Genomic DNA, 21018 nt, shown 5'->3' with positions numbered 1-21018 from the left:
GTTGAAGCTTCAAGACCTAACGATTTACGCGCACGTTCAGTTAAACCACGACCGATAATAAGTGGAATACGGCCACCAGCACGTACTTCATCAAGAATAATATTGGTTTTTAATGCAAACTCTGAGACAACCTCACCTGTTGCATTGTTTTTTACAACGCCTTGGTGTGGATAGATATCAATCACATCACCACTATTTAATGCACTGACATCCATTTCAATTGGCAATGCACCAGAGTCTTCCATGGTATTAAAGAAAATAGGTGCGATTTTATTACCGATACAAACACCACCAGCACGTTTATTCGGCACAAATGGAATATCATTGCCCATAAACCATAAAACAGAGTTAGTTGCAGATTTACGAGAAGAGCCCGTTCCAACAACATCACCAACATAAGCTAATTGATGGCCCTTTTCTTTTAAAGCTTCAATCTGTTTAATTGGACCAACACCCCCTTCCTGATCCGCTTCAATTCCTTCTCGAGAAATTTTAAGCATAGCTAAAGCGTGTAGCGGGATATCAGGGCGCGACCAAGCATCAGGAGCAGGAGACAGATCATCTGTATTTGTTTCACCCGTCACTTTAAATACTGTCATGGTTATTTTTTCAGCAACCGCGGGTTTTTCTAAGAACCATTGTGCATCAGCCCATGACTGAATAACTTCTTGAGCAAAAGCATTACCCGCTTTTGCTTTCTCTTCCACGTCATAAAATGCATCAAACATTAATAATGTATGAGAAAGTGCTTTTACTGCTAATGGAGCAAGTGCGGCATTATCAAGTTGCGTAACTAAAGACTCGATATTGTAACCACCCTGCATCGTACCTAATAACTTAACCGCATGTTCAGGTGTAACAATTGGAGATGTTACGTCACCTGTTGTAATAGCAGATAAAAATCCCGCTTTAACGTAAGCAGCTTCATCAACACCAGGAGGAATACGGTTTTCTAAGAGATCAATCAGGAAGGCTTCTTCACCTTGCGGTGGATTTTTTAATAGTTCTACTAATGCAGCAGTCTGCTCTGCATTTAATGGCTGTGGAACAATACCCTGCTCGGCACGTTCAGCGACATGTTTACGATAAGCTTCTAGCACAATAATAACCTCTTGTTTCAGCGAAAACTCGCTTTATTGGAATCGTTTTATCGGAATAAAAATTTGCACAAAGTATATCGCATCATTTGCACAAAGAAAACGAAAGGGCCAATCAGCCCTTATTAAGTTACAAAAATGTTAATGGCAGGCAAGTTCCAAACCATTTTCCATTCTAGGAATCAGCAGGCATTAAACCGAAAACGGATATTTAATGGCATCATGGTGCTGATAATCACTCACTTCAAAATCATCCATTGTTACCCAGGTTTCCAGATCTTCAAGAGATTTAATCTTCGGGTTAATGGTTAATTTAGGGGAAGCAAACGGCTGTCGTTTTAACTGCACATCACGCATCAATTCAAACTGGTCTTCGTAAATATGCGCGTTTACAATTTTGTGGTAAGCGGTACCCGCTTTTTTGCCGGTAATTTGCGCCATCAAGGCTAAGAAAGTAAAAACCTGTACTTGGTTGAAATTCAGACCAAGCGGCACATCACATGAACGCTGATAACTGGTAAGGTGCAAGGTATCTCCCACTAATGAGAAAGTATGCGTGTGCATGCAAGGACGTAAACAGCCCATATGGAATTCACCGGGATTATAAAAGGTGATAATTTCACCACGATCATCAATACCATTTTTTAGATTATCAACCACTTTTCTGAGTTGATCGATATGTCCGCCATCAGATTTTGCCCAAGAGCGCCCTTGAACACCATAAACGCGGCCCATATCATCAGTGCCTTTGCGGTATTTATTATTTAACCAGGCACCATTAAGATTGGCATTCGCATCCCAGGTTTTAGTGCCTAAGGCTCTAAAATCAGCGGCATTATCATAACCGCGAATATAACCGAGAAATTCTGCAATCGCTGATTTCCAAAAGCTTTTACGCGTGGTGATCATCGGGAACTGATTGTTTTTCACATCATATTCAAGATCTGCATTAATCACAGTTAAACAACGTTTTTGGGTGCGTTCATTTTCAATCCAAACACCATTTTCAATAATACGCTGACATAAATCTAAATATTGTTTCATCTTTTTTCACCTAATATTTACGCAAACAGCTTAAAGATATCTCTTCTGCTAGTTTGCGTATCATGTTTGATTTGTAACTACTCAGCACCTCAATAATTTAAAGTGCTTTTATCAAATAAGACTGTAAATGCTCAGGGCTAAGCCATTTATGCTGAGTTCAAGGCGAAAAAGCGCAGTTTAGTCGTTTAAATGAGCATTTTTCAACGCGGAAATAAGCTTAAATGGCAACGACCTGAGTAGTTACATTTGATTAAGCCTTTTTGCCGGTAGCTTTTTGAGACTGTTGACCTTTATAACGATATGCATAGGCGATTAAGATAGCCCCGGCAATCACCATCGGTAATGATAAAATTTGCCCCATACTCAGTCCAAAGCTTAATAAACCAAGGTGCGCATCTGGCTCACGGGCAAACTCAACAAAAATACGGAACGAGCCGTAACATAATAAAAATAGCCCTGCCACAGAGCCACTAGGGCGTGGCTTGCGAATAAACAGAAAGAGAATAATAAACAGTAACACCCCTTCCAACGCAAACTCATAAAGTTGCGAAGGATGACGAGGTAGTGGCCCTGCATTCGGGAAGATTATACCAAATGGAGAGTCAGTCACTCGGCCCCACAACTCTGAGTTAATAAAGTTACCGATACGCCCTGCGCCAAGGCCAACGGGTAAAAGCGGCACAATAAAATCACCAACCGCTAAAATTGAACGCTGGTTCTTTTTCGCATAAAAGATAATGGCGGAAACAACACCAACCACTCCTCCATGGAAGGACATACCACCTTCCCAAATTCTAAACAGATAAAGTGGATTGTCTAAAAACTGCGGGAACTGGTAAAAGAAAACATAACCCGCACGTCCCCCTAAAATAACCCCCATAAAACCATAAAAAAGCAGATCACTGGCTTGCTCTCGTGTCCAAAGCCCATTTGATCTGTCGCATTGGCGATTAGCCATCCAAAAGGCAAAAGCAAAACCGACTAAATACATTAAACCGTACCAGCGGATATCTAACGGGCCGATGCTGATTGCAATCGGATCAATATGGGGTAAAACAAAATTTGAAGCTGACATTTATCTACTCATTGGTTAGCTAAACGAAAAAAAACATAATATAGCAAGCATCATCTTGCTTCACTATTATAAAATGGCTAGTCTGGGTTTATCGTCTCTATTTGGTTTATTCAATCATGCATTTTGGTGTTTTTCTTGCTCTTACGGGTACGTTACTATTTTCATTAAAATCAATTTTTATTAAATATGCTTATGCACAAGGTTTAGATGCCGACTCAGTGCTGGTTTTACGTATGGCAATCTCAGTGCCATTTTACCTGTTTATTCTGGCTCATCTGTTAATTAAACGTCAAAAACAAGCAGCTCCTGCTCTTTCCAATGCGATTTTATTACAGGTCTTAGGGCTGGGATTTCTCGGGTATTACCTTTCTTCATTATTAGACTTAAAAGGTCTGGAATATATTAGCGCACAACTCGAGCGTTTGACTCTGTTCACCTATCCGTTCTTAGTGGCCATTATCGGCTATTTTTTATTTAAGCAGCCTCTAACTAAACGTCTAATAATTTCATTGTTGATAACTTATCTGGGCTTATGGGTGGTAATGGGCCAAGAGTTACAACTGACAGGTAATGATGTGTTATATGGCACAACCTTAGTGATGGGGGCTGCGTTAAGCTTTTCTTTTTATGTTCTTCTCAGTAAACCTATGATAGCTAAGCTCGGCTCTCTGCTTTTTACCAGTTTAGCGATGACCGCCTCATCCGTTTTAGTTTTTGCCCATGGCGCACTACAAATTGATTTTTTTACCCTGCAAATAACTGGGCAAGCGTGGCTTTGGGTGTTTCTACTCGCAGTTTTCAGTACTGTTATTCCAAGCTTTATGGTCTCAGAGGCAATTCATCGTATTGGTCCTACGCAAACGGGAATAGTGGGCACTTTAGGACCCATCTTCACCATCGTACTCGCAGTGTATCTATTAAATGAACCGATCACCTCTTATATGATCTTTGGTATGCTGATGGTGTTTTTGGGGGTCGTTGTATTAATGTTCAGGAAAAAATAACAGGCAAATCCAGCTCTTCGATAATATTTTTTATTTTTATGATCCAGTTTAAAACAAATTCCTCTTTAAAAATTTACAATATATGCATAATACCAATGATGGTATGACAAAACACTATAACCAAACCACCTGAAAATGCAGGGAAGCGCGTTTTTAAGTGCTTTGGCTATAACGCATGCGAGAGATTAAACGGATTTATCTCCTCTGCAGCCCAATAATATAAAACAGGTTTAATATATGAATCCCAACCCCACTATTTTTCAACGCTTTTTAAACTCTAGCCTCGTTGTGCAAATTGTTATCGGTATCATTGCAGGTATTTTAGTAGCCTCAATTTCACCAAGTAGCGCTAACGCAATCTCTTTTCTTGGCGCTTTATTCGTCGGCGCATTAAAAGCGGTTGCACCAATACTGGTTTTTGTTTTAGTTGCCTCGTCGATTGCTAACCAGAAAAAAGGCAGCCATACCAACCTAAAACCAATTATTAACCTTTATCTGATTGGTACTTTATTAGCGGCTTCTACAGCAGTTATTATCAGTTATTTTTTCCCGACAACGCTGGTATTAGTAGCAACTGACATTCAGGCAGCACCACCGGAAGGCATTATTGAAGTTTTAAATACTTTATTATTTAAACTCGTAGACAACCCTGTTAATGCACTGGTTACGGGTAACTTTATCGGTATTTTAGCCTGGGCTGTTGGTTTAGGTTTAGCACTACACCATGCTAATGACACAACAAAAAATGTCTTACATGATGTATCTAACGGTGTGACTAAAATCGTTCACTTGGTTATCCGTTTCGCACCAGTTGGTATCTTTGGTTTAGTGGCAAGTACCTTTGCAGCAACAGGTTTCGACGCTCTACTTGGTTATTCTCATCTGTTGGCTGTATTACTGGGCTGTATGATTTTCATCGCCTTAGTCGTTAATCCTGCCATTGTTTATGTGAAAACCAAAAGCAATCCTTATCCGTTAATTTTTAAGTGTTTACGTGAATCTGGTGTGACAGCGTTCTTTACGCGTAGCTCTGCCGCTAATATTCCAGTTAATATGGAATTGTGTGAAAAACTAAACCTTCATGAAGATACTTACTCGGTTTCAATTCCACTTGGTGCAACCATCAATATGGCAGGCGCTTCAATCACTATTACCGTACTAACACTGGCAGCCGTACATACACTTGGTATTGAGTTTGATATTGCCACGGCAATTTTATTAAGTGTTGTTGCTGCGGTTTCTGCTTGCGGTGCGTCAGGTGTTGCCGGCGGTTCATTGTTATTAATCCCTCTGGCATGTAGTTTATTTGGTGTGCCAAATGAGATAGCAATGCAAGTTGTGGCGATTGGTTTCATTATCGGTGTAGTACAAGATTCAGCTGAAACAGCCTTAAACAGCTCAACTGATGTGATCTTTACAGCGGCAGCTTGTTATGCCGAAGAAACAGCAAACGGCCCAGCTGCAATAGAACTTGGCGAAACAATCTATTGTGCAGAAGAAGCGCAACCGATAAAAATTGAGAGTTAAACTATACCAATACCAAATTCACTAGTTATCTATTCATTTACGCTTGTTAAAATGAATGCTAGCGTCGTTATTGATTTTGCAATTAGAACAACTAGTTACTGCAATCAATGCCTTGCTTTCATCCATTTTTCCTGCGCCTAAATAGATCATCTAATTAGTGGAATTGGGATAATGCGATTTAATGATTATCCACTCAGCTGGAGTTCAGGCAGTTAATTAGTCGTATTGCTATTACTACTTTCGAAAGCAAAAAGCCGAGTTTTTACACTCGGCTTTTTATTGTCAGAAAAAATGATTTGTCTTTATTTACCTGCGCGAATAAATCCACCCAACCCTTTTCTATCCAAATAGTTAACAAAAATAGCACGAATTTCACTGCCGCTATTGGCATTTAATGCTTGCTCGATACAGTGCTCTAATTCAAAACGAGGAACGGCATTGATCAAGTATTTTATCTTACCCATATTATTCGCATTCATACTCAGTCTGTTATACCCCAAACCTAATAAAATCAAAGCACCAATCGGATCGCCTGCAAGCTCACCACAAATACTCACCTCTAAATCAAAACGCATACAGTTATCGATAATCAGTTTTAAAGAGTGTAAAACAGCAGGGTGATAACTATCAAAAAGAGAAGCAACGCGGCTATTATTTCTATCCACTGCAAGCAGATATTGAATTAAGTCATTACTGCCAATTGAGATGAAATCGACTACTTCAGCTAATTGCGGAATGATAAAAATAGATGAGGGCACCTCTATCATCACCCCAATTTCTGGTAATGGAAAAGCTTCAGGCGTTAAACTAAGCTCATATTTAATCTCTTTCCATGCCTGAATAATCAGGCGTTTGGCTTCATCTACCTCTTCGATTGCGCTAATCATAGGTAACATAATACGCAAATTTTGATATTTCAAATTTGCCGTTAGCATAGCTCTGATTTGCACCAAAAATATTTCGGGGTGATCCAATGTTAAGCGTATCCCTCGCCAACCAAGAAATGGATTTTCTTCCACAATAGGGAAATAACTCAGTTGTTTGTCACCACCAACATCGAGTGTACGCATGGTGACCGGAAGCTGAGCATATTGACTTAATAGTCGTTGATAAGATTCCGTTTGATCTTGCTCGGTTGGGAATGAATCGGTGAGCATAAAAGGTAATTCACTACGGTATAAGCCAATACCGTCAAAATGCCCTACAACCGCAGCATGTTGATTCGCATTTAATCCAGTGTTGAGCAGAATTGAAATATTATAACCATCAAGGGTGACAGCTTCTTTGCACTCGCCTAACTCAACTAATTTTTTTAGTTCGTTGTCTTCATCTAATAAAAGCTGGTAATGAGTTAATAACAGTTGCTCGGGAAATAAAATCGTACAACCTGCATAGCCATCAATAATTAAGGTTTTCTGATGAATATTGTCTAAAGAAAGCGGCAGGCCCATGACTGCAGGAATCCCCAATGCGCGCGCTAAAATTGCAACATGAGAACTCACCCCACCGTGAACAGATACAATACCTTGCAATTTATCTGTAGGAATACTCGCGAGCATTGATAACGTTACCTCAGAGGCCACCAAAATAAGCTTATCAGGTAACTGAACATTTTCTTCTACTTGCTGAGTAAGGTGGTATAACAGGCGCTGTGCAACATCCCTTATATCTGAAGCCCGCTCACTTAAATAACTATCACTCATCGCTTCAAACTGTCTGATATAGGACTCTGCAACGACTTTTATCGCGCTCGATGCCGTTAAGTGATGATAATTAATTTGTTCGCGAATCGCATTTAAAAAGGTTTTATCTTTTAATACATGTGAATAAATATCAAACAAAGCGAATGCATCTTTTGATAATTGCTCTTTTAAGGTTAATGCAAGATTTGAAAACTCATCACTGCATTTTTTTACAATCATCTCAAACAATAAAATGTCTTTACAACTTGAATGAGTTTTTTCAATGTTAACTTCCGCCAACGCTAAAATAGGGCGGACAACATAAGCATTTGCAATGGCAATGCCTGGACTGGCTGGGCACCCTTGCAGATGAATCGAGGCTCCGAGCTGATTATTTAACTGATCCAGCTCCAAACGTAATCCTGAATTGCCAAGCACACTGGCTAAATGCATCGCTAAGGTAACCAGGAAAGATTCTTCTAATTCACTAAATAAACGCGGTGTTTTTTGCTGTGCAACTAATACGCCTAAGACTTGCCGTTTATGGATAATGGGAGTACCCAAAAAAGAGTTAAAGCGCTCTTCTTGAGCGTCAGGCAAATATTTATAACGGGGATGTTCACGAATGTTAGCAAGATTTAAAGGCTCACCTTTTTCATGGATAAGCCCAACGATACCTTCGCCAAATTTTAGGTGGGTTTTACCAACAGCCTGGCTGGCAAGGCCTTTACTGGCCATTAAATTCAGCTGTTTGGTTTTATCATCTGTAATATAAATCGAGCAACAATCCACTTCCATGGTTGATTGGGTTTGTTGCACCAGAGCATCCATCGCAGCCGTTAAACTTTTTGCATCTCCAACCTGCTCCACAATATGACGCAACTGACTTAACATGCAAAATCCTCTACTAAGAAAATTATTTACCGCTTTTTATAAAAAGAGGGGCGACGACTACGTTTGTTTCTTTTCTTTTCTGAATTACTTTTCATTAAAGCAAAAGCTATCGCGGAAAATTCTTTTAATGCTTTACGGTAAACTTCACGCTTAAATGACACAACTTGACGAACAGGGTACCAATAAGTTACCCAGCGCCAATCATCAAATTCAGGGTGGCCACACGCATCAAATTCAATTTGCTTATCATCAGAAATTAATTGTAATAAAAACCAGCGTTGTTTCTGCCCAATGCACACTGGGTCAGGAGAGTCCCAGCGTACTAATCGTTTAGGTAATTTATAACGTAACCAACTGCGGCTACTTGCTAATATTTTTACGTGTTCAGGTTTGAGACCAACTTCTTCGTACAACTCTCGGTACATAGCTTGATCGGGCGTTTCCCCCTCTTTTATTCCTCCTTGAGGAAATTGCCATGAATGTTGTCCAAATCGTTTTGCCCATAAAACCTGTCCATTTTTATTACAGATGATGATAGCTACATTTGGGCGGTAACCGTCAGTATCAATCACTAAGGCGCCTTTTAAAGGTTAAGATTCATTATACAGATAGTTAGTTGGGACTATTTTCCCATTTATTAAGAATAATGAATACATATTGAATTAAGAGCGCATTCTTTCATAGATTATCCCAGCCATCAAACCGATAACACGAAAATTGTCGACTAACCATAGGATCATTTTTAATTACAAAATTGAACTCGTTACATATCCACGGAAACTGTGCATAACTTTGTGCATAATAAATGCTTTTAAATATAATAGATCTTTTTTACATTATTACAGATCTTAATTTCTCTACGGAGTTTTTATATTATCACCTAAATAACAGCTGCTTACGAGGTTTTCGTTTTGTAATTTAATTTAGATCTGTAATTAGATCCAGTAGTCTTAATTCACAAATTGATGTGCATATCTCTTTAGTTTAAAAAACAATCATTTCCAATTTAGAGCCTGTTTTTAGATTAATTATTAGACACAGATCTGCTTTTTAAAGTGCTTTAGCTATAAAAATGTCGTTTGTGAATCATTACCATTTTAAATATTCACTTATCCACTATAAAAGTGGATAACTCTGTGTAGTTTTCAGGATAAAAGTATGAATAACCCTGAATAATCAAAAATAGGGTAAAATTAAGGTAAGATAAGCATGATTCTAATATGAAAACGGTAAATAGATGATAAAGCCCCCCAAGTCAACAGAAGAGCTATTAAAGCGATGTGAAAATATTGCCGGCCACTCCCTCGCGGAATTGGCCGAATTAGCCAATATTGCGATGGCAAAAGATCTACGCAGCAATAAGGGTTGGGTTGGGCAATTAATAGAGTGGCACCTAGGCGCAACAGCGGGCAGTAAACCCGAACAAGATTTTAAACATTTAGGCATCGAACTAAAAACCATCCCCATAGATCAACAGGGCAAAGTATTAGAAACTACCTTTGTTTGCTCCGCTCCAATTTTAAATACCAGCCAGTTAACTTGGGAAAATTCTAATGTACGCAATAAACTCAGCAAAGTTTTATGGGTCCCCGTTCAGGGGGAACGCAGTGTGCCGCTGAGCGAACGTGTCGTAGGAAATGGTTTTTTATGGTCAGCTAATCAACAGCAGGCGTTTTTATTAGCATCTGATTGGAATGAAATAATGGAAAAAATTGCACTCGGCCAAATCGAATCGATTAGTGCACGTGATGGGCAGGTACTGCAGCTTAGACCAAAAGCGGCCAATGGACGCTGTTTAACCGATGCTTTTGGTGAAGATGGTGAATTAATAAAAGTGCGTCCGCGTGGTTTTTACCTTAAAAAACCCTTTACCCAGTCAATTATTAATCAACAATTTGATCTTCAATAAATAAATGCACAATACTTGTCTAGAATTTAAGCTTCATTTACAGTAAATTTATATAAACATTTTTAAGGAGTTGATTATGCCGATAAAAAAGCAATACCTAAAATCTAAACCGCAAGTCAAAGTAACATTTGAAATAGAAAAAAAAGACGCGCAAGATGCACAGAGCATTGTATTGCTATCTGAACATAATAACTGGACGCCTATTGAACTTAAAAAATTCAAAAACGGCAAGTTCAAAGTCTCTGAAAATATTTCAATGGAAGATCGTGATGGTTTCCAGTTTATCTATAAAGCAACTGCAGAAGATGGTAATGAATTTACACTTCTTCCTGAAGGTGCAGATAATTATGTTGATAACGGAATCTCTGATGGCGGCAAAAATGCGGTATTAGTGATCAAGCAATAGACTGTTATTTTATCAGCCAAATAAAAAAAACCGCTCACTAATGTGGCGGTTTTTTATTCAAATCTCATATTTTGAGCGATCGCCTAAATCATAATACAATGGCATTTGTAACTTTCTCCAAGCCATATATAAATACAAAACTGCAGCTAAAATTAATCCGATTGCCAGCAATAGTGTTTGTGAATAGATCATCATTCCCCATGAAAATAGTAACAAAACGGGTATTAATTTAAGCACCGGCAGTGAAAAACAGAAGCTCTCTTTATAGGCAAGCCCTGATAAAGTAACAAAAAATGCACCAATACTCAGGTAGACAGCCCAGGCTCCTGCAGTCACAAAACTCAGGCTTAATAACCAGCCCCCCATCCAAGTCGCATTTACTAATATCCAACGTACTGATTTCATATAAATATGTAACGATGATGCCTGCAATAATGAAGCAAAGGCTAAAAAAATGATTACGGGTTTAAAGTACAACGGATAAAAGAGTTGCTGTATAGCCAAGCACAGTAAAGCAAATCCTGTCAGTAAGATGCCGCAGCGATAAATAGAGATACTAATTTTGTCCATAACATCTAAATTTTCTTTAATATGAGGATCTGCCATTTATTAAGTATCCTTATTAAGACTAAGCACAGGTAAGTATTGCTCAATAAATTAATATTAAGTGAATTCAAAAGTAGTCCAATGCGCATAAAAATAACAATAAATAAATGAATAGAGCGAAATTAAAGACAATCCTGAATACTGTTTTAATTTACAGTAAATATGCTACCCTTTGCTTGAATGATAAAAGTTAACATCAAGAGGAAATTATGAATAATATTGAAATTCGTGGCGCAAAAACCCACAACCTTAAAAATATCAATCTATCTATTCCTCGTGATAAGTTAATTGTTATTACCGGTCTCTCTGGATCAGGAAAATCGTCACTTGCTTTTGATACATTATATGCCGAAGGCCAACGCCGTTATGTAGAGTCTCTATCAGCTTACGCGCGTCAATTTTTATCCTTAATGGAAAAACCCGATGTTGAACATATAGAGGGGCTTTCTCCTGCTATCTCTATTGAACAAAAATCAACGTCACATAACCCGCGTTCAACTGTTGGTACTATCACTGAAATTTACGATTATTTACGCCTATTATTCGCACGTATCGGTGATCCGCGCTGTCCAACTCATAATGTCACTCTAAATGCACAAACAGTCAGTCAGATGGTTGATTCGATTTTAACGAATCCCGTTGGCAGTAAAATGATGCTGCTTGCACCGATTATTAAAGAGCGCAAAGGTGAACATGTAAAAACATTTGCCAGCTTAGCCTCGCAAGGTTTTTTGCGGGCGCGTATTGATGGTGAGATTTGTGATTTAAGCGATCCGCCGACGTTAGAGTTACATAAAAAACATACCATAGAAGTGGTTGTCGATCGCTTTAAAGTGCGTGATGATCTGAAACAGCGTTTAGCTGAATCTGTAGAAACCACACTGAATCTAAGTAACGGCTCAGCTGTACTTGCGTTTATGGATGAAGATAAACCAGAGCAGATTTTCTCTGCAAATTTTGCCTGCCCTCATTGTGGTTACAGCATTACAGAATTAGAGCCGCGAATTTTTTCCTTTAATAACCCGGCTGGAGCGTGTGAAACATGTGATGGTCTTGGTATCGAGCAATATTTTGATGCCAAATTAGTGGTCACGGATAAAACATTAAGCCTAAGTGATGGCGCAATTGATGGCTGGAGCAGTAAATCAAATTATTACTTTCAGATGTTATTATCTGTTTGTGATCACTATGGTTTTTCTGAAAACACTCCGTTCCAAGAGCTCAACAAAAAACAGCAGGATGTTGTATTATACGGCAGCGGCAAAGAGAAAATATCATTCTCATACAGTAATGATAGAGGTGATATCGTTTCACGCCTACACGCCTTTGAAGGTGTTATTCCTAATCGTACTCGCCGCTATCGTGAAACAGAATCAAGTGCAATGCGCGAGTATCTGGCAAAATATATGAACCGCCAATCATGTTCAAGCTGCGGTGGTTCTCGTCTAAAAGAAGCCTCTCGCCATGTTTATATCAATGATGTGAATTTACCGTATATTTCACAGCTTTCCATTGTCGAAGCACAAACTTTTTTCAGCAACTTAACACTGCAAGGTCAAAAAGCAAAAATCGCCGATAAAATTCTTAAAGAGATTTTAGAACGCCTGAGCTTTTTGGTTAATGTGGGACTGAATTATCTCAGTTTAGAGCGTAGCGCCGAAACACTTTCCGGTGGCGAAGCACAACGTATCCGTCTAGCCAGTCAAATTGGCGCTGGTTTAATGGGGGTAATGTATGTTTTAGATGAGCCTTCTATAGGCCTGCATCAGCGCGATAATGAGCGCTTACTTAAAACACTCACCCACCTTCGCGATTTAGGTAATACAGTGATTGTGGTAGAGCATGATGAAGATGCTATTCGCCAAGCAGATCATATTATCGATATCGGCCCAGGAGCAGGTATTCATGGTGGAGAGATCATCGCACAAGGTAATTATAAGAACATCCTGAAGGCCAAAAACTCATTAACCGCAGATTACCTTAGCGGACGCAAAGAGATATCTATTCCCAAACAGCGCACAAAATTAAACGATAAATGGATTAAATTAAACAGTGCAACTGGGAATAATTTAAAATCGGTCAACTTGGAAGTACCGATTGGCGTATTAACCTGTATTACAGGGGTATCCGGCTCTGGTAAATCAACCTTAATTAACGATACCCTTTACCCGCTTGCACAAAGCAAACTAAATAAAGCGACCACCATTAGCGCATCCCCTTATAAATCAGTCAGTGGCTTAACCCATTTAGATAAAGTGGTTGATATCAACCAAAGCCCCATTGGCCGCACACCGCGCTCAAATCCAGCTACCTATACGGGGATCTTTACACCTATTCGTGAACTGTTTGCAGCCACCCCTGAATCACGAGCTCGAGGTTATAAGCCCGGACGTTTCAGTTTTAATGTAAAAGGCGGCCGTTGTGAAGCCTGTCAGGGTGACGGTGTTATCAAAGTTGAAATGCACTTTTTGCCGGATGTATATGTGCCTTGCGATGTTTGTAAAAGTAAACGTTATAACCGCGAAACTCTGTCTGTAAAATATAAGGGTAAGAGCATTCATGAAACCTTAGATATGACTGTTGAAGATGCATTTAAGTTTTTTGAACCCGTGCCCGTGATTGCACGAAAACTAAAAACATTAATGGATGTCGGTCTCTCCTATATCCGCTTAGGACAAGCCGCAACCACACTTTCAGGTGGTGAAGCACAACGCGTTAAACTGGCAAAAGAGTTATCAAAACGTGATACAGGTAAAACCCTGTATATTCTTGATGAACCAACCACAGGTTTACACTTCCACGATATTGCTCAGCTTTTAAAAGTCATTCATACTCTGCGCGATCATGGTAATACCATTGTTATTATCGAGCATAATTTAGATGTGATTAAAACAGCCGACTGGATTGTTGATTTAGGCCCAGAAGGTGGTAACGGTGGTGGTGAGATTATCGCAACAGGTACTCCTGAAGAAGTGGTGAAAGTAGCTGGCAGTTATACCGGGCAATTCCTAAAAGCAATTTTAGAAAACAATCGTAACGGAAATTAAAATCTAATGGATTTACAACAAAAATTAACACGTGCTTTTTTTATTACTTTCGCGCTTTTAATGGCATTAGCAGCCCATTATTTCCAGCATAATCAAGGTGGTAGCGGCCTGGAATTAGCACAAAATAATGTTGTGTGGATATTTTTTTCTACCCTAGTCGGTTTAGGGTTATGGAAAATTAGCGAACAACAGAAACTATTCTACTCCCGCTTTACAGTCGTTTTTTTAAGCGTTTTTTTACTGTTTCTACTGCCGATTTTTTATCCCAATAATGAACTGGCCAGTCAAAGTTATACCCGTTTGCTCGGCCTGTTTGCAGGATTCTTACTATTTTTCAGCCTGCAGCAGTTTCAGTTTACTCGCAGCAATATCCAGCGCCTTTTATCACTGATTGTACTCGCGGGTTTTCTACAAGCCTGCTACAGCTTAACGCAAGACTACCTGCTGCCAGCTGATAATATCTTCGGTTATGACGTAGGTTATGGTCGCCCTTATGGTATTTTCCAACAGCCTAATGTGCTCGCCTCATTTATGGCAACCACGCTTATTTTAGCGGGTTATTTGCTGCAGCAAATAAACTGTAAAAAATTACAAAGCTTTTTACTGTTAACCGCGCTACTGAATATGTGGGTGATCACTATTACCATGTCCCGCACCGGTTATCTGGGCATACTGATCGCCCTGCTTTTATTTATACCTTGGGCATGGCAAAGCAATAAAAAGAAGCTGGGAATTTTCATTATTGCGATTTCATTAGGTCTTGGTTTAGCGATGATGAAAGGAGATGCATTAGCGGCAAGAAATATTGATAACCTTAAGGAAGGTGGCGCCCGTTTAGGCATCTACGAGCACAGTTGGCTGATGATTAAAGAAAAACCATTAATGGGTTACGGTTATGGCAGTTTTGAAAAAAGTTATTTAATTACTCAAGCTGAGCGTGTAAAAAATAATGAATTAGCTCCTTTTGGGCTACACCTGACTCACCCACATAACGATACATTATTCTGGGCGGTTGAAGGCGGAATAGTGCCGATAGTGGCAATCTTATTGCTGGTTATCTGTTTTCTGCGCCTATTAGGCGCTTTTAAATTAACACATGGAATGGCCTTAATGGCACTGGTTATTCCGATCGCCCTGCATACGCAAACCGAATATCCCCTCTATCATTCCGCTTTGCATTGGCTGGTTTTATTAGTGCTGGTTTTTTATATCGACTATGAATCGGAAACTATGCAAAGTAAAAGCTTTACACCAACCTTTGCATTACGTGTTTTTGCATTATTAATTCCGATGTTTAGCGCCACTTTTATGCTCACTAATTTGTATACCATCTCTAAAATTACGCAGTATGAACGCAGCAAACAACCTGATATTTCGTTATTAATGGATATTATTAACCCATTAGTATTTGAAGACAGGTTTAATTTGCATCTTAATTATTTCCGTTTATCAATGGCGCTACAGCTTAATAAACCGGAAGAGATTCAGAGGGTTATAAATTGGACAGAAAAGACCCTGGAAAGCACGCCAAAATCGTATTTTTATATTATCCTTTATATGGCGTATCTCAATAATAATCAAGCTGAAAAAGCAAAACAGGTGTTAGATTATGCGCGTTACCTGTACCCGCTTGATCAGCCGTTAGCGAATGCGGATAAAACATTTAAGCATGCAAAATCAACGAGTTCGGCAAATCCTACTTTAAGCGAAGCTTTACAAACAGGTGGTTAGATTGCGAATGAAAAAGCGGCCCTTTTATAAAATCATGCCCCCGCTATTACTTGGTTTACTACTAAGCAATAAAGCGCTGGCTGATATTTATATGTATATAGATAAAAATGGTGATCAGCATTTTTCACAGAATAAAGTTAATGAAAATTACCGCTTGTTATTACGCAGTAAAAGCAATAAAAACCCGGGCTCATTTAAAAATTGGAAGGAAAAAAGTTACACTAATATAAAAATACCAAGTAGTAAAAAACTACAAAACCACTATCATCCACTGATAGTTCAGGCCGCTAACAAGTATCAATTAGAGCCAGCCTTTATTCACGCAGTAATCACTGCGGAATCAAGTTACCGGCGCACGGCAATATCGTCGGCAGGCGCAAAAGGTTTAATGCAGTTGATGCCAGTAACCGCCAAACGCTTTGGTGTAAATGATCCTTTTGATCCCGAACAAAGTATTGATGCCGGCACAAAATATCTCTATAAATTATTAAAAGAATTTAAAACTAAAAAGCTCGCGTTAGCTGCTTATAATGCAGGTGAAGGCACGGTTAGGCGATATAACAAGCAGATTCCGCCCTACCCGGAAACTCAGAAATATGTATCTAAAGTGATGGATTTTTATTGGTATTACAAAGATAACTTATAAAAATGAAGCAGATTCCTCCCACTCCTTATACGCAGTAAACTCAGAAACATCTGTCCAAAGTGATCGGTTTTTATTGGTGTTACAAAGATAACTTATAAAAATGAAGCAGATTCCTCCCACTCCTTATGCGCTGGAAACTCAGAAACATCTGTCCAAAGTGATGGGTTTTTATAACTATTACAAAGATAACTTATAAAAATGAAGCAGATTCCTCCCACTCCTAATACGCTGGAAACTCAGAAACATCTGTCCAAAGTGATCGGTTTTTATTGGTATTACAAAGATAACTTATAAAAATGTAGCTGATTCCTCCCGCTCCTTATACGCTGAAAACTCAGAAATATCAGTCCAAAATGAGAGGTTTTTATTGGTATTACAAAGATAACTTATAAAAATGTAGCTGATTCCTCCCACTCCTTATACGCTGGAAACTCAGAAACATCTGTCCAAAGTGATGGGTTTTTCTTGGTATTACAAAGATAACTTATAAAAATAGGTTATACGCTAGAAACTCAGAAAAATGTATCCAACGCACTTATTTTTACAACTATTGCAAAGATAAGTTATAAAATGACACGTCCGAGTTTCCGCAAAGCGTAATATGAATTGTTCACGTTACACTTTGTGGATTTAGCCGATACTATTGAGAAATTACCCAAGATAGTATCTGTGCTTTTTCAGCTGAACTTGCTTTTTCATACCAGTATTCCAGCATCTCTAATGCTTTAGTTTCACCATTAAGAGATGTTGTGATTTTTTTTCTATTTTTAAATGCCCAATCCGTGAACAACTCTTTTTCTGTAAGCGTTGCTTCATTAAACCAATATTGGGTCATTTCAATTTCTTTAGATGCTGAAAACTCAAGCGATTTTATTTCACTATTTGTTTCAATCACTCTATTTTGCTCATTTTCAACTCTTTTTAATGAGCCATCGATATAATTAGCCGGAATCTCGAAAATAAAATCATTGGATGTTTCTTCTCTATTAATAGAAAAAGTTAAACCTGTTTCCCGCGCTTCTATCAAAGCCGAGGTTTTAACTGGAAAGCTAAAGTATTGCGTTTTTGTACATAAATCATCACATTGTCTGACCGACTCACTACGTTTTTTTACTTTAGTTTTTTCACCGTTAATATTCACAAAACCATAATACATATAGTTATCTATAAAACTTAACATCATGACCACGGTTGAATATTGAGAATCTCGGTTATCTGTTGAAACATTTAAAATCGTATAAACTTCAGCTTTGGAAACTAATAGCTCTGTTTTTGTGGTTAAATTTACAGGGTGAATTCTTTCTCCCGTAATTCTTATTTGCTTGTAACCACTCTCGACATTTGCGCTCATTGCAAACTCTTCACTTGAGATACCGTTCGGGTTTGTTGTACAAGCCGATATTAAAAATAAAGTAGCTAGTAGCATTAAATAGTTTTTATTAAACATAAGAGTCTGCCTTCTTAATCAATAAGTGGAATTATTTACTTTATAGCGTATAAGAAAACGCCAACAAAAGCTGACGTTACAGTTAAATTTTAAAATATGCTTCTTTAGAAACCGTATTCAAGACCAACACGCATTGCTATTTCAGTGTCAGAATTAGAACCTTCATCAGCGCCATTATAAACATCGCGATGAGCGACACGCACATAAGGTACAAAACCGTTGATAAGCCCCATAACTTGGATTGATGATATTGAATCCGCATCATCTTGTTTCTCACCTTCAAGCTCTGATTCTAAGTTAGCAGTATAACCAACTCTCACACCTAGTGGTCCATTCCAATATTGAGCGATTAACGCGTAAGAACCTTGAGTATGCTCTTTGTCAGTTACTTTATCGGTACTAGATGCATTTTTATATGCACCAGAAACACCAAAACCAGCAGGAAGAGATGCTTCAAAACCAACTAGGTAACTGAATGTTTCAGCCCCTGCTTCGGTATCAGAAGCGCCCATTTTATTGGCTGTCTCAAAGGCACCGTGGAAAGTCACCGTATCCATCAAACGGTAACGAGCAGAACCACCACCATAGTAAGAGTCGCTTTCATCCCGTTCACCACGGCCAACAGCAGCTGCAAATGCAAAGTTACCTAATCCAGCTGAATCATAACGGATAGTATCTGAATGGCGATCATAGTAACCTTTTACATCACCACCCCAGTCCCAAGAAGCACCAAGGCCAGGATTAGCATATGGCCAATCGATAATTTCATACATTGGTGTTAACACGCGGCCAACACGTACTTTACCCCAATCGCCACCTAAACCTATAAATGTATCCCGCACACCTAATGAACCTGATGCCCCCGGTCCGCCAAAGTTGCCAACCCAACCTGATTCAACTTGCATAAAAACATTGATTGAATCGGTCATAGCTTTACCTGCGCGAAAACCGATACGAGATTCATTTTCAACGATTGGCGCGTTGTCCATTGCATCGTTATCAGATAATGCATCGTAAGAAACAACTGAGATAGCCGCGACACCGTAAACTTCTACCGCATAGTCATTGTTTTGACCAATTTCGTATGCGTTAGCGCCCATTGCAACTGTTGTAAGAGCTGCTACCACAAGAGTTTTTTTAAACATAATAATATTCCTTTAAATAAACATAGCGTTTAGTGGCTTCTATTTGTCCATATTTCCATGTCCATGAAGCCTGTTTCAATTTAATAACGTTTTCAAATTTTCATCGGAACTTATCAAGCGACCGATACTAATAAGCAAAATTAAGAAGCTAAGCATCTCTTTTTAATTTTGGCAGACTAAGTAAATCTGAATCCGTCTGCTTGGAACAGATACTACATTCGCACCGCGAATTATCAATCACCCGCAGCTCATAAAAAGCAAAAAGGAGTTGTGCATCACACTTCTGCAGAGACCCTTAACAACCTCATTTAAAACAGCACCTTGTGGATAGGTGCGCCGTTGCGGTGAGCTTTTTTGATGCATTCTTTAAAATTCAGTTGCTCTATTGTGATCGGTATCACTACTCTGAAATGACGAAACTCACAATTAATTCGCTATGATAATAATCACAGCGAATTAATTGTAACTTTGTAATTTCTTGCAAACCTTGTTCACACGTTGAACAAACAGATAAGGGAGTTCCCATTAGGGAATTGAAAATGCAGTCTCTTTATATTGCAAGCTTCAATTATTTTATGGCTTGCTTTTATCCTAACTCTTTCACGAAATCGGCCCCTAGTAACGTGATCTCTTAAATTTTATTAATTATTTATCGCAATCATCAGCCAAAGCTCCATCAAGCAGCATAAACCCGGTGGCTGCATAACTAACGATCGGGTTAGCTTGGGGTGTGTTTTTTTAACAATGATTTTCTAAGGCGGTTTAATAAACAAAACAGCTAGCCGATTATTCTGGTCTGATTGAACGGGACACTTTAATTTTGGATAATACTATCCACTATCGAGGTAAACATGAATACAGAACGTCAGTACAAAACTGATAGCAGTGAATTTAGAACTGAAGCATTAGCGTTAATCAGTGAGCAAGGTTATAGCGTTCAGGAAGCAGCTTCGGCTTTAGGTATCACAACTAGCCTGCTTTATAGCTGGAAACAAAAAGCTGAAGAGCATGCGAATTCAACCGTAAATTCTGATGAACGGTCTGAGTTATTAGCCTTGCGCAAAGAAGTTAAACAGCTTCGTATGGAGAAAGAAATACTAAAAAAAGCCAGTGCCTTCTTCGCAAAATAAATGAAGTAAAGTTTCGATATATTCGAGCATGCCGTTCTAAATATCCAATAAAACTGCTTTGTAATGTACTACAAGTGAGTCGTAGTGCATTTTATGATTGGCTTGAACGGCCAGCTAAACCCATTAGTGAAGAAGAGCTGAATATGTACCGTACAGCGCGACAGTTATTTAAACGTAGTCGTGGCAGTTTAGGCTCTCGCCAGTTGTGCAAGAACTTAAGACGGGCAGGCTTTAATGTGGGGTATTATCGCACTCGTAGTATCATGCGTAAGTTAAAACTTGTTGTTACACAACGTCAAGCTTATAAGGTAACAACAAAGCGTAAACACAGTGATAGCGTTGCTGATAACCGATTAAACCAGCAGTTCAATCCCCCGCAGGCAAACTTAGTTTGGGCGGGTGATGTAACGTATTTGAGAACCTATCAAGGCTGGATGTATTTAGCCCTTGTCATGGACTTATACTCCCGCAGAGTTGTCGGCTGGTCTATCTCGACACGTATGACGGTTGATTTAGTTGAACGTGCATTACAAATGGCGATTAACATCAGGCAACCTAAAGCTGGATTAATGTTCCATAGTGATAGAGGCTCTCAATATACTAGCGGGCGATTTAGTCGATTGCTGAA

General features: G+C 38.9%; 14 protein-coding genes and 2 pseudogenes. 8 read left to right on the top strand and 8 right to left on the bottom strand.

The annotated features are described in order from the left end of the window. From AC4GME_RS01400 to lgt, 3 genes and pseudogenes are all read right to left on the bottom strand, one after another. Positions 1-1100 (bottom strand): annotated as a pseudogene (locus AC4GME_RS01400) (bifunctional aconitate hydratase 2/2-methylisocitrate dehydratase); the annotation flags it as partial. Positions 1101-1289: 189 nt separating this feature from the next. Then, positions 1290-2141 (bottom strand): thymidylate synthase, encoded by an 852-nt coding sequence (locus AC4GME_RS01395; RefSeq protein WP_490377402.1) that lies wholly within the window; start codon positions 2139-2141, stop codon positions 1290-1292. 250 nt (positions 2142-2391) lie between these two features. Further along, a complete protein-coding gene (gene lgt / locus AC4GME_RS01390; RefSeq protein ID WP_490377403.1) occupies positions 2392-3216 on the bottom strand; it encodes a prolipoprotein diacylglyceryl transferase in 825 nt (274 codons plus the stop codon). Between the two features lie 116 nt (positions 3217-3332). Here lgt and AC4GME_RS01385 point away from each other — a divergent pair, with 116 nt between their 5' ends. Continuing rightward, positions 3333-4220, top strand: a complete 888-nt coding sequence (locus AC4GME_RS01385) for a DMT family transporter (RefSeq protein ID WP_490377404.1) — start codon at positions 3333-3335, stop codon at positions 4218-4220. 237 nt (positions 4221-4457) lie between these two features. Then, positions 4458-5747, top strand: a complete 1290-nt coding sequence (sstT, locus tag AC4GME_RS01380) for a serine/threonine transporter SstT (protein WP_490377405.1) — start codon at positions 4458-4460, stop codon at positions 5745-5747. 302 nt (positions 5748-6049) lie between these two features. Here sstT and ptsP read toward each other — a convergent pair whose 3' ends face one another. After that, positions 6050-8323: a phosphoenolpyruvate--protein phosphotransferase gene (gene ptsP / locus AC4GME_RS01375; RefSeq protein ID WP_490377406.1), complete on the bottom strand. Its 2274-nt coding sequence runs from the start codon at positions 8321-8323 to the stop codon at positions 6050-6052. 26 nt (positions 8324-8349) lie between these two features. Further along, positions 8350-8895: an RNA pyrophosphohydrolase gene (rppH, locus tag AC4GME_RS01370; protein ID WP_490377407.1), complete on the bottom strand. Its 546-nt coding sequence runs from the start codon at positions 8893-8895 to the stop codon at positions 8350-8352. Between the two features lie 665 nt (positions 8896-9560). On the opposite strand from rppH, the gene mutH reads away from it, so the two are divergent. After that, positions 9561-10232 carry a DNA mismatch repair endonuclease MutH gene (gene mutH / locus AC4GME_RS01365; RefSeq protein ID WP_490377349.1) on the top strand — a complete coding sequence of 224 codons (672 nt, stop codon included), beginning with the start codon at positions 9561-9563 and terminating at the stop codon, positions 10230-10232. A gap of 76 nt (positions 10233-10308) precedes the next feature. Then, positions 10309-10638, top strand: a complete 330-nt coding sequence (locus AC4GME_RS01360) for an early set domain-containing protein (RefSeq protein WP_490377350.1) — start codon at positions 10309-10311, stop codon at positions 10636-10638. 57 nt (positions 10639-10695) lie between these two features. Here the strand turns inward: AC4GME_RS01360 and AC4GME_RS01355 are convergent, their stop codons facing one another. Then, on the bottom strand, positions 10696-11244 hold the full coding sequence (locus tag AC4GME_RS01355) for a DUF2301 domain-containing membrane protein (RefSeq protein WP_490377351.1): 549 nt from the start codon (positions 11242-11244) through the stop codon (positions 10696-10698). Between the two features lie 209 nt (positions 11245-11453). Between AC4GME_RS01355 and uvrA the strand changes: the two genes are divergently transcribed. From uvrA to AC4GME_RS01340, 3 genes are read left to right on the top strand one after another with little or no spacing between them, the layout of a single operon-like run. Next, positions 11454-14291: an excinuclease ABC subunit UvrA gene (gene uvrA / locus AC4GME_RS01350; RefSeq protein ID WP_490377352.1), complete on the top strand. Its 2838-nt coding sequence runs from the start codon at positions 11454-11456 to the stop codon at positions 14289-14291. A gap of 6 nt (positions 14292-14297) precedes the next feature. Further along, positions 14298-16022, top strand: a complete 1725-nt coding sequence (locus tag AC4GME_RS01345) for a PglL family O-oligosaccharyltransferase (protein ID WP_490377353.1) — start codon at positions 14298-14300, stop codon at positions 16020-16022. 7 nt (positions 16023-16029) lie between these two features. Further along, positions 16030-16668, top strand: a complete 639-nt coding sequence (locus AC4GME_RS01340) for a lytic transglycosylase domain-containing protein (protein ID WP_490377354.1) — start codon at positions 16030-16032, stop codon at positions 16666-16668. Between the two features lie 640 nt (positions 16669-17308). Here the strand turns inward: AC4GME_RS01340 and AC4GME_RS01335 are convergent. Continuing rightward, positions 17309-18115 (bottom strand): hypothetical protein, encoded by an 807-nt coding sequence (locus AC4GME_RS01335; RefSeq protein WP_490378916.1) that lies wholly within the window; start codon positions 18113-18115, stop codon positions 17309-17311. Between the two features lie 104 nt (positions 18116-18219). Beyond that, the gene (locus AC4GME_RS01330) at positions 18220-19260 is read right to left on the bottom strand and encodes a porin (protein WP_490377356.1); all 1041 of its coding nucleotides are present in this window, start codon (positions 19258-19260) and stop codon (positions 18220-18222) included. Positions 19261-20111: 851 nt separating this feature from the next. Here AC4GME_RS01330 and AC4GME_RS01325 point away from each other — a divergent pair. After that, a pseudogene (locus AC4GME_RS01325) lies at positions 20112-21018 on the top strand (IS3 family transposase); the annotation flags it as partial.

The organism is Psychromonas sp. (assembly GCF_983033635.1).
This window is presented reverse-complemented; position numbering and strand designations above follow the sequence as displayed.

Bases quoted from the DNA above. Each gene is read 5' to 3' on its own strand.
- AC4GME_RS01395 (WP_490377402.1), bottom strand. From the start codon at position 2,141: ATGAAACAATATTTAGATTTATGTCAGCGTATTATTGAAAATGGTGTT.
- lgt (WP_490377403.1), bottom strand. From the start codon at position 3,216: ATGTCAGCTTCAAATTTTGTTTTACCCCATATTGATCCGATTGCAATC.
- AC4GME_RS01385 (WP_490377404.1), top strand. From the start codon at position 3,333: ATGCATTTTGGTGTTTTTCTTGCTCTTACGGGTACGTTACTATTTTCA.
- sstT (WP_490377405.1), top strand. From the start codon at position 4,458: ATGAATCCCAACCCCACTATTTTTCAACGCTTTTTAAACTCTAGCCTC.
- ptsP (WP_490377406.1), bottom strand. From the start codon at position 8,323: ATGTTAAGTCAGTTGCGTCATATTGTGGAGCAGGTTGGAGATGCAAAA.
- mutH (WP_490377349.1), top strand. From the start codon at position 9,561: ATGATAAAGCCCCCCAAGTCAACAGAAGAGCTATTAAAGCGATGTGAA.
- AC4GME_RS01360 (WP_490377350.1), top strand. From the start codon at position 10,309: ATGCCGATAAAAAAGCAATACCTAAAATCTAAACCGCAAGTCAAAGTA.
- AC4GME_RS01355 (WP_490377351.1), bottom strand. From the start codon at position 11,244: ATGGCAGATCCTCATATTAAAGAAAATTTAGATGTTATGGACAAAATT.
- uvrA (WP_490377352.1), top strand. From the start codon at position 11,454: ATGAATAATATTGAAATTCGTGGCGCAAAAACCCACAACCTTAAAAAT.
- AC4GME_RS01345 (WP_490377353.1), top strand. From the start codon at position 14,298: ATGGATTTACAACAAAAATTAACACGTGCTTTTTTTATTACTTTCGCG.
- AC4GME_RS01340 (WP_490377354.1), top strand. From the start codon at position 16,030: ATGAAAAAGCGGCCCTTTTATAAAATCATGCCCCCGCTATTACTTGGT.
- AC4GME_RS01335 (WP_490378916.1), bottom strand. From the start codon at position 18,115: ATGTTTAATAAAAACTATTTAATGCTACTAGCTACTTTATTTTTAATA.
- AC4GME_RS01330 (WP_490377356.1), bottom strand. From the start codon at position 19,260: ATGTTTAAAAAAACTCTTGTGGTAGCAGCTCTTACAACAGTTGCAATG.